Source organism: Amycolatopsis sp. FBCC-B4732, from assembly GCF_023008405.1.
In the GTDB taxonomy this organism is placed as follows: Bacteria; Actinomycetota; Actinomycetes; order Mycobacteriales; family Pseudonocardiaceae; genus Amycolatopsis; species Amycolatopsis pretoriensis_A.
The window spans coordinates 772,848-782,109 of record NZ_CP095376.1; the positions used below are offsets into that span (position 1 = coordinate 772,848).

1 protein-coding gene is annotated in these 9,262 nt (G+C 73.8%); it reads left to right on the top strand.

Annotated features, from left to right (window positions below; all coding sequences use genetic code 11):
* The first annotated feature begins 68 nt into the window (after positions 1-68).
* Positions 69-9,248, top strand: a complete 9,180-nt coding sequence (locus MUY14_RS02840) for a type I polyketide synthase (RefSeq protein WP_396126835.1) — start codon at positions 69-71, stop codon at positions 9,246-9,248.
* Positions 9,249-9,262 lie beyond the last annotated feature (14 nt).

The window sequence follows — 9,262 nt, forward strand, 5'->3', positions numbered from 1 at the left end:
GACGCCACGCACCGACGGGATGGGGCCTGATGGACAACGACGCGAAGCTCCGGGAATACCTGAAGAAGGTGACCGCGGACCTCCGGCGCGCCCGCAAGCGCATCCAGGAGGTGGAGGACGCCGGGTTCGAGCCGATCGCGATCGTCGGGATGGCCTGCCGGTTCCCGGGCGGCGTCCGCTCGCCGGAAGACCTGTGGCGGCTGGTGGACGGCGGTCGCGACGCGATGTCCGGGTTCCCCGCCGACCGCGGCTGGCCGGACGCGCACGACGCGGGCTTCGCGGCCGAAGGCGGCTTCGTGCACGACGCGGGCCTGTTCGACGCCGGGTTCTTCGGCATCTCGCCGCGCGAAGCGCTCGCGATGGACCCGCAGCAGCGCCTGTTGCTGGAGACGTCGTGGGAGGCGCTGGAACGCGCAGGGATCGTGCCGGAGTCGTTGCGCGGCAGCCGGTCCGCGGTGTTCGTCGGCGCCGCGCACCAGGGGTACGCCACCGGGGCGGGCGAGGACGCCGAAGCGGTCGCCGGCCACCTGATGACCGGTACCGCGACCAGTGTCCTGTCCGGCCGGATCTCCTACACCCTCGGCCTCGAAGGCCCGTCGGTCACCGTCGACACGGCGTGCTCGTCGTCGCTGGTCGCGCTGCACCTGGCCGTGCAGTCGCTGCGGCGCGGGGAGTCCGACTTCGCGCTCGCCGGCGGTGCGGCGGTGATGGTCAACCCCGGCATGTTCACCGAGATGCAGCGCCAGGGCGGCTTGTCCGGCAACGGGCGGTGCAAGGCGTTCGCCGAGGGCGCCGACGGCACGGGCTGGGGCGAAGGCGTCGGCATGCTGCTCGTGGAGCGGCTGTCCGACGCGCACCGGCGCGGGCACCCGGTGCTCGCCGTCGTCCGCGGCTCGGCGGTGAACCAGGACGGCGCGAGCAGTGGCCTGTCCGCGCCGAACGGCCCGTCCCAGCAGCGCGTGATCCGGGACGCGCTCGCCGACGCCCGCTTGTCCACTGTGGACGTCGACCTGGTGGAGGCGCACGGCACGGGCACGGCGCTGGGCGACCCGATCGAGGCGCAGGCCCTGCTGGCCACCTACGGTCAGGACCGCCCGGAGCCGCTGTGGCTCGGTTCGGTGAAGTCGAACATCGGCCACACCCAGGCCGCGGCCGGCGTCAGCGGCATCATCAAGCTCGTCATGGCGCTGCGGAACCACCGGATGCCGCCGACCCTGCACGCCGGGACGCCGTCGACGAAGATCGACTGGACCGAGGGCGCGGTCGAGCTGCTGCAGGAAGGCCGGGAGTGGACCGCCGACCGGCCGCGCCGGGGCGCGGTGTCGTCGTTCGGGATCTCCGGCACCAACGCGCACATCATCCTGGAGGAGCCCGCCGAGGAGCCTTCGGCTTCGGAGCCCGTTGCCGGCGTGCTGCCGTGGGTGTTGTCGGCCAAGTCGGCGGAGGCGTTGCGCGAGCAGGCTGCCCGGCTGACCACTGTGGACGCCGACCCGGCCGGAGTCGCGCTTTCCCTGGCGACGAACCGGTCCGCGTTCGCGCACCGCGCGGTCGTGGTCGGTGAGGACCGGGAGCGCCTGCTCGCCGGCGTGCGTGCGCTGGCCGACGGCGTCCCGGCGCCGAACGTCGTCACGGGCACCACCGGGGGCGCCGGCAAGGTCGCCATGGTCTTCCCGGGCCAGGGTGCCCAGTGGGCCGGGATGGCGACGGAACTCCTGGCCACGTCCGAGGTCTTCGCCGCTCGCTTCACCGAGTGCGCGCACGCCCTCGAACCGCACACCGGATTCTCGCTGCTGGACGGCGAAATCGACCTGGACCGCGTCGATGTCGTGCAGCCCGCGCTGTTCGCGATGATGGTGTCCCTCGCCGCGTTGTGGGCGGCCCACGGCGTGCGCCCGGACGCCGTGATCGGCCACTCGCAGGGGGAGATCGCTGCCGCCGTCGTGTCCGGTGCGCTTTCCCTCGAGGACGGCGCCCGGGTGGTCGCGCTGCGCAGCAAGGCGATCCTCGCGCTGGCGGGCGCGGGCGGGATGGTCTCCGTGGCCGCTTCGCGTGAGCGGACCGAGGAACTCGCCCGGCCTTGGGGCGAGCGCATCTCGATCGCCGCGGTGAACGGCCCCGCCGCGACCGTCGTCTCCGGTGAACCGGAAGCCCTCGAAGAGTTCATGGCCGCCTGCGAAGACGTGCGCACCCGCCGCATCCCGGTGGACTACGCGTCCCACTCGGTCCAGGTGGAACAGCTGCGCGGCGAACTCCTGGACGTCCTGGCCCCGATCGCCCCGCGGCCGGGGGAGACGGCGTTCTTCTCCACGGTGACCGGCGAGTGGATCGACGGCACCGCGCTCGACGCCGAGTACTGGTACACGAACCTGCGCGGCACCGTCCGCCTGGACATCGCGGTCGAGCAGCTCAAGCGCGAGGGGTTCGGGACGTTCGTGGAGGCGTCGCCGCACCCGGTGCTGACGATGGCGATCGGGGACGACGTCGTCGCGCTCGGCTCCCTGCGTCGCGGCGAAGGCGGCCTGGCCCGCTTCGCGCTTTCGGTCGCCGAAGCGCACGTACGCGGCGTCAAGGTCGACTGGACGTCGTACTACGCCGGAGCGGCCCGAGTCGACCTGCCCACCTACGCCTTCCAGCACCGGCACTACTGGCTGAAGCCCGGCACGCCCGTCGTGGCAGCCACGGAAGACTCCGGGTTCTGGGAGGTCGTCGACAGCCGCGACCTCCAGGCCCTCGCCGAGACGCTGGGCGTCGACACCGAAATCCCGCTGAGCGAACTGCTGCCCGCGCTGAGCGAGTGGCGCCGGACGGCGCACGACAAGTCCACGGTGGACTCTTGGCGCTACGACGTCCGCTGGCGCCCGGCCCCCGCACTTTCACGTGAAAGTGATCCGGAGGTGGGTTCTCCACATCACTTTCACGTGAAAGTGCCGGCTGGGCGCTGGCTCGCCGTGGTCGCGCCCGGTCAGGACTCGTCCATGGTGGACGCGCTCGGCGTCGAGATCGTGCCGGTCGAGGTGACCGGCGACCGCGAGAGCCTGGCCGCAAGACTGCGTGACGCCGAACCGAACCCGGCGGGCGTGGTTTCCCTGCTGGGCTTCGACGAACGGCCGCACCCGGACTTCCCCGAACTGCCCTCCGGGGTCGCGGGCACGCTGCTGCTCGCCCAGGCCCTCGGCGACGCGGAGATCAGCGCACCGCTGTGGCTGCTGACGTCCGGCGCCGTCGCCACCGAGACGCCGTCGCCCGCGCAGGCCCAGATCTGGGGCCTCGGCCGCGTGATCGGCCTCGAACACCCCGGCCGCTGGGGTGGCCTGGTGGACCTGCCTGCCGACTTCGACGACCGGGCCGCCGCCCGCCTCGCCGCCATCCTCGCCACCAGCGGCGACGAAGACCAGTTCGCCATCCACCCGTCCGGCGTCCTCGTCCGCCGCCTGGTCCGAGCCGCCGCACCGAAAACCGCGCCCAGCACGTGGTCGTTCCGCGGCACGGTGCTCGTCACCGGCGGCACCGGCGCGCTCGGCCCGCGGATCGCCCGCTGGCTGGAGCGCACCGGCGCCGAACACGTCGTCCTGGCCAGCCGCCGCGGCGACCAGGCCCCCGGCGCCGCGGAACTCGCCGCCGCGCTGGACATCCCGGTCACCTTCGCCGCCTGCGACGTCGCCGACCGGGCCGACGTCCAGGCCCTCGCCGACCGCTACGACATCAGCGCCGTGATCCACGCCGCCGCGCTCATCGAGCTGGCCTCGATCGACGCGACCGACGTCGCCGAGTTCGCCGCCGTCGCCAAGGCCAAGGTGCTCGGCGCCGAAAACCTCGACGCCGTGTTCGACCGCGACCTCGACGCGTTCGTCCTGTTCTCCTCGATCGCGGGCGTGTGGGGCAGCGGCGACCACGCGGCCTACGCCGCGGCCAACGCCCACCTCGACGCCCTCGCCCGGCGCCGACGGGCCCGCGGCCTCCGCGCGACCTCGCTGGCCTGGGGCGTCTGGAATGCCGTCAACCCCTGGGACGACGCCAAGGAGAACCAGGACTTCGACGCGAGCCGCCTGCTCCGCCAGGGCCTGCCGTTCCTCGACCCCGACCTCGCGTTCGCCGGCCTGCGCCAGGTCCTGTCCGACGACGAGACGTTCCTCGCGCTCGCCGACGTCGACTGGACGCGGTTCGCCCCGGTCTTCACCGCGCTGCGGCCCCGCCCCCTGCTGGACGAGCTGCCCGAGGTCCGCAAAGCGCTGACCGTGGAAGCGGCCCCGGTCCCCACGGGCGGCCTGCGCGAGCGCCTGACCGGGCAGTCCGCCGCCGACCGCACCCGGACCGTGCTCGAGCTGGTCCGCGCCACCGCGGCGGCGGTCCTCGGCCACGACGGCCCGGACGCCGTCGCACCCGGCGTCGCCCTGCGGGAACTCGGCTTCGACTCGCTCACCGCCGTCGAGCTGCGCAACCGCCTCGCCGCCGAAACCGGCCAGAGCCTCCCCGCCACCCTCGCCTTCGACCACCCGACCGCCGAGCGGATCACGGCGTTCCTGCTCGACGGCCTCTTCGGTGCCACGACCGCGGTCACCGAGACCGTCGTCGCGGTCGCCGACGACCAGCCGATCGCGATCGTCGCGATGAGCTGCCGCTACCCCGGCGGCATCAGCAGCCCCGAGGACCTCTGGGAGCTGATCACCGCGGGCGGCGACGCCATCACCGGGTTCCCGGCCAACCGCGGCTGGGACACCGGCGCGCTGTTCGACCCCGACCCCGACCACGAGGGCACCAGCTACACCCGCCACGGCGGCTTCCTGCACGACGCGGGCGACTTCGACCCGGGCTTCTTCGGCATCTCGCCGCGCGAAGCGCTCACCATGGACCCGCAGCAGCGGCTCCTGCTGGAGACGACGTGGGAGGCGATGGAACGCGCCGGCGTCGACCCGGAGAGCCTGCGGGGGAGCGCTACCGGCGTGTTCGTCGGCACCAACTACGCCGACTACGGCATCGGGCTCGCCCAGCCGGACAGCTCGGCCGGGCACCTGCTCACCGGCGGCGCGGCCAGCGTCGTCTCGGGCCGGATCTCCTACACCTTCGGGCTCACCGGACCGGCGGTCACCGTCGACACCGCGTGCTCGTCTTCGCTGGTCGCGCTGCACCTGGCCTGCCAGTCGCTGCGCAACGGCGAGTGCACGATGGCCCTGGCCGGCGGGGTGGCGCTGATGTCGACCCCGGCGTCGTTCGTCGCCTTCAGCCGTCAGCGCGCGCTCGCGTCCGACGGCCGCTGTAAGGCCTTCTCCGACGACGCGGACGGCATGGGCATGGCCGAGGGCGTCGGCGTCGTGATGGTCGAGCGGCTCGCCGACGCCCAGCGCAACGGCCACGAGGTCCTCGCCGTGATCCGCGGCTCGGCGGTCAACCAGGACGGCGCCTCCAACGGCCTCACCGCCCCCAACGGCCCCGCTCAGCAGCAGGTCATCCGCCAGGCTGTGGCCAACGCCCGGCTGACCTTCGACGACGTCGACGCCGTCGAGGCCCACGGCACCGGCACCACCCTCGGCGACCCCATCGAGGCCCAGGCCCTCCTGGCCACCTACGGCCGCGACCGCGAGCACCCCCTGTGGCTCGGCTCGGTCAAGTCGAACATCGGCCACAGCCAGGCCGCCTCCGGCGTCGCCGGCATCATCAAGATGGTCCTGTCCCTGCGCCACGGCGTGCTGCCGGCCACGCTGCACGCCGGTACGCCGTCGTCCCATGTGGACTGGACGACCGGCAACGTCCGGCTGCTGGCCGAAAGCCGGCCCTGGCCCGAAACCGGCCGGCCGCGCCGGGCCGCCGTGTCGTCGTTCGGGATGAGCGGCACCAACGCCCACGCGGTCCTCGAAGCCGCACCGGAGCCGGTCGCGGCGGAGCTGTCCGGGCCCGCCGCGACCGGCCCGGTGCCCTGGGTCCTGTCCGCGAAGACCCCCGGTTCCCTGGCTTCGCAGGCCCGTCGCCTGCAGGCCCGCGTAGGGGCCGCACAGGGGGTCCGGACCGCAGATGTGGGGTACTCCCTCGCGAATTCCCGGTCTACGTTCGAACAACGGGCGGTGCTTGTGGCCGCCGGTGAGCACAGCGGCCACGACGCCCTGGGCGCGCTCGCCCACGGCCGGGCCGTTCCCGGCCTGGTGCGGGGCAGCGCCCGCCACGGGGGCAAGGTCGCCTTCGTCTTTCCCGGGCAGGGCTCGCAGTGGGTGGGGATGGCTTTGGACCTGATGGACACGTCGCCGGCGTTCGCGGCCCGCATGCGGGACTGCGAACGCGCGCTGGCGCCGTTCGTCGACTGGTCACTGCCGGCCGTCCTCGGTGACGACGCCATGCTCCAGCGGGTCGACGTCGTCCAGCCCGCGCTCTTCGCCGTGATGGTCTCGCTGGCCGAAGCCTGGCGCGCCCACGGCGTCCAGCCCGACGCCGTCATCGGCCACTCCCAGGGCGAGATCGCCGCGGCCGCGGTCGCCGGTGCGCTCTCCCTGGAGGACGCCGCCCGCGTGGTCGCGTTGCGCAGCAAGGCGATCCTGGCGCTGGCCGGGCGCGGGGGCATGGTGTCCGTGGCCGCCTCCATCGAGACCGTCGAGGCTCGCCTGACCGAGGAGCTTTCGGTCGCGGCGGTGAACGGCCCGGCCGCGGTGGTGGTCTCCGGCGCGCCGGACGCACTGGACGAGCTGATCCGGTCCTGCGAAGCCGACGGCGTGCGCGCCAAGCGGATCCCGGTCGACTACGCCTCCCACTCGGCCCAGGTCGAAGAGATCGAAGCCGAGCTGCGCGAGCTGCTCGCGCCGGTTTCGCCGCGCTCGTCCGACATCGCCTTCTACTCCACGGTGACCGCCGAACCCCTCGACACCGCAGGGCTCGACGGCGGCTACTGGTACACCAACCTGCGCAACCCGGTGCTGTTCGACGCGACCACCCGGCTGCTGGCCGGGGACGGCTACGGCACCTTCATCGAATGCAGCTCGCACCCGGTGCTCACGATGAGCGTCCAGGACACTGTGGACGAAGCCGTCGTGACGGGTACGCTGCGCCGCGGTGAAGGCGGCCTCGACCGGCTGTACACGTCGTTCGCGGAAGCGTGGGTGCACGGCGTCGACGTCGACTGGACGCCGGCGTTCGGCGAGGGGGCCCGGCTGGTCCCGCTGCCGACGTACGCCTTCGACCACCAGCGGTACTGGCTCGACCCGGCCCCGGCGGCCCCGGCCGACGACGGGCTGTGGACGGCGCTCGAGGAAACCGACGACCTCGCCGGCGTCCTCGGTGTCGACAGCGCGGCTTTGGACGCCGTGCTGCCCGCGCTGTCCCGCTGGCGCACCCGCCGCACCGAGGAATCCACTGTGGACTCCTGGTGCCTGAAGGTGGGCTGGACGCCGGTCGCCGAACCGGTTCTGCCGCTGCTTTCCGGGCGCTGGCTGGCACTCGTGCCCGCCGGTCGCGGTTCTTTCGCGGACTCGGTGCTCGACGCGCTCGCCGTCCGCGGCGCCGAGGTCGTCACCACCACGGTGGAGGACCTGCCGCCGGGGGAGTACGCCGGTGTGGTTTCCCTGCTGGGTCTCGACGAAACGCCGGTGCCCGGTCACCCGCTGATCGCTTCCGGGGTCGCGGCGTCAGCCGCTTTGGCCCCGGCGCTGGCCGAAGCCGGGATCGACGCTCCACTGTGGATCCTCACCCGCGGTGCGGTCGCGACCGGCGCGGGCGACGGCCCGGCGTCGAGCGTGCCCGCACAGCTGTGGGGCCTCGGCCGCGTGATCGGCCTGGAATACCCGGGAATTTGGGGCGGCTTGATCGACCTGCCCGCCACTGTGGACGAACGCACCGCCGACCGGCTGGCCGGCGTGCTGGCCGAGCCGGGCGGCGAAGACCAGCTCGCGATCCGCGCCCAGGGCGTCCTCGCCCGCCGGTTGCGCCCGGCGCGTCCGGCGCCGGCGGGGGAGCCGTGGCGGCCGCGCGGCACCGTGCTCGTCACCGGCGGCACCGGTTCGCTGGGCGCGCACGTCGCCCGCTGGCTGGGCCGCGCCGGCGCCGAGCACCTCGTACTCACCAGCCGTCGTGGCGAAGCCGCCCCGGGGGCCACCGAGCTGGCGGACGAACTGCGGGAACTCGGCTGCGACGTGACCATCGCCGCCTGCGACGTCGCCGAGCGCAAGGCCGTCGAAGAGCTGCTGGCCGGGCTGGAGCACCCGCCCACCGCCGTCGTGCACGCCGCCGGGCTGCCGCAGTCCAGCACGCTGGCCGAGACCGGGCTGCACGAGTTCGAAGACGTCCTCGCGGCGAAGGTCGCGGGCGCCGCGCACCTCGACGAGCTGCTGGGCGACGACCTCGAAGCGTTCGTGCTGTTCTCCTCCAACTCCGGCGTCTGGGGCAGCGCGGGCCAGGGTGCCTACGCCGCCGCGAACGCCTACCTCGACGCGCTCGCCGAACAGCGCCGCGCTCGCGGCGTCAAGGCGACTTCGGTGGCCTGGGGCCTCTGGGCCGGCGGCGGGATGGCGCAGGACGAAGGCGAGCAGCAGCTGCGGCGCCGCGGCCTGCGGCCGATGGCGCCCGAGCGTGCGGTGGCGGCCATGCAGGGCGCCCTCGACCGCGACGAGACGTTCCTCGCCGTGGCCGACGTCGACTGGGAGCGGTTCGTGCCGGCCTTCACGGCGTCGCGGCGCCGCCCGCTGATCGAGGACCTGCCCGCGGTCCGGCAGGTGCTGGACCGGCTGGAAGCCGAGCAGACCCGCTACGACGAAGGTGCCGCGGCCGGCTGGCGCGAGCGGCTGGCCGCGCTGACGGCGGCCGAGCGTGACCGGGCCGTGCTCGACCTGGTCCGCACCGAAGCCGCGGTCGTCCTCGGTCACCGCGGCGCCGACGCGATCGGCAGCACGCGGCCGTTCCGCGACCTCGGCTTCGACTCGGTGACCGCGGTCGAGGTCCGCAACCGGCTGCGGGAGGTCACCGGCCTGCGGCTGGCGGCCACCGCCGTCTTCGACCACCCGACACCGGTGGCGCTGGCCCGGTTCCTGGCCGCCGAAATCACCCCGGGCACCGCGCCCGGCGAGTCGGCGTTCGGGGCGCTGGACCAGCTGGAGGCGTCGCTGGGGGACCTCGAAACCGACGAGAACCTCCGGCTGCGCGTCGAAATGCGGCTGAAGTCCCTGCTGAACCGGTGGAGCGCGGAACCCGCGCCGCAGAAGGCGCAGCTGGCCGACGCGTCGGCCGACGAGGTCTTCGCCTTCATCGACAAGATTTCCCCGCCGCCGGCGCAGTGACGCCCTGACTGGAC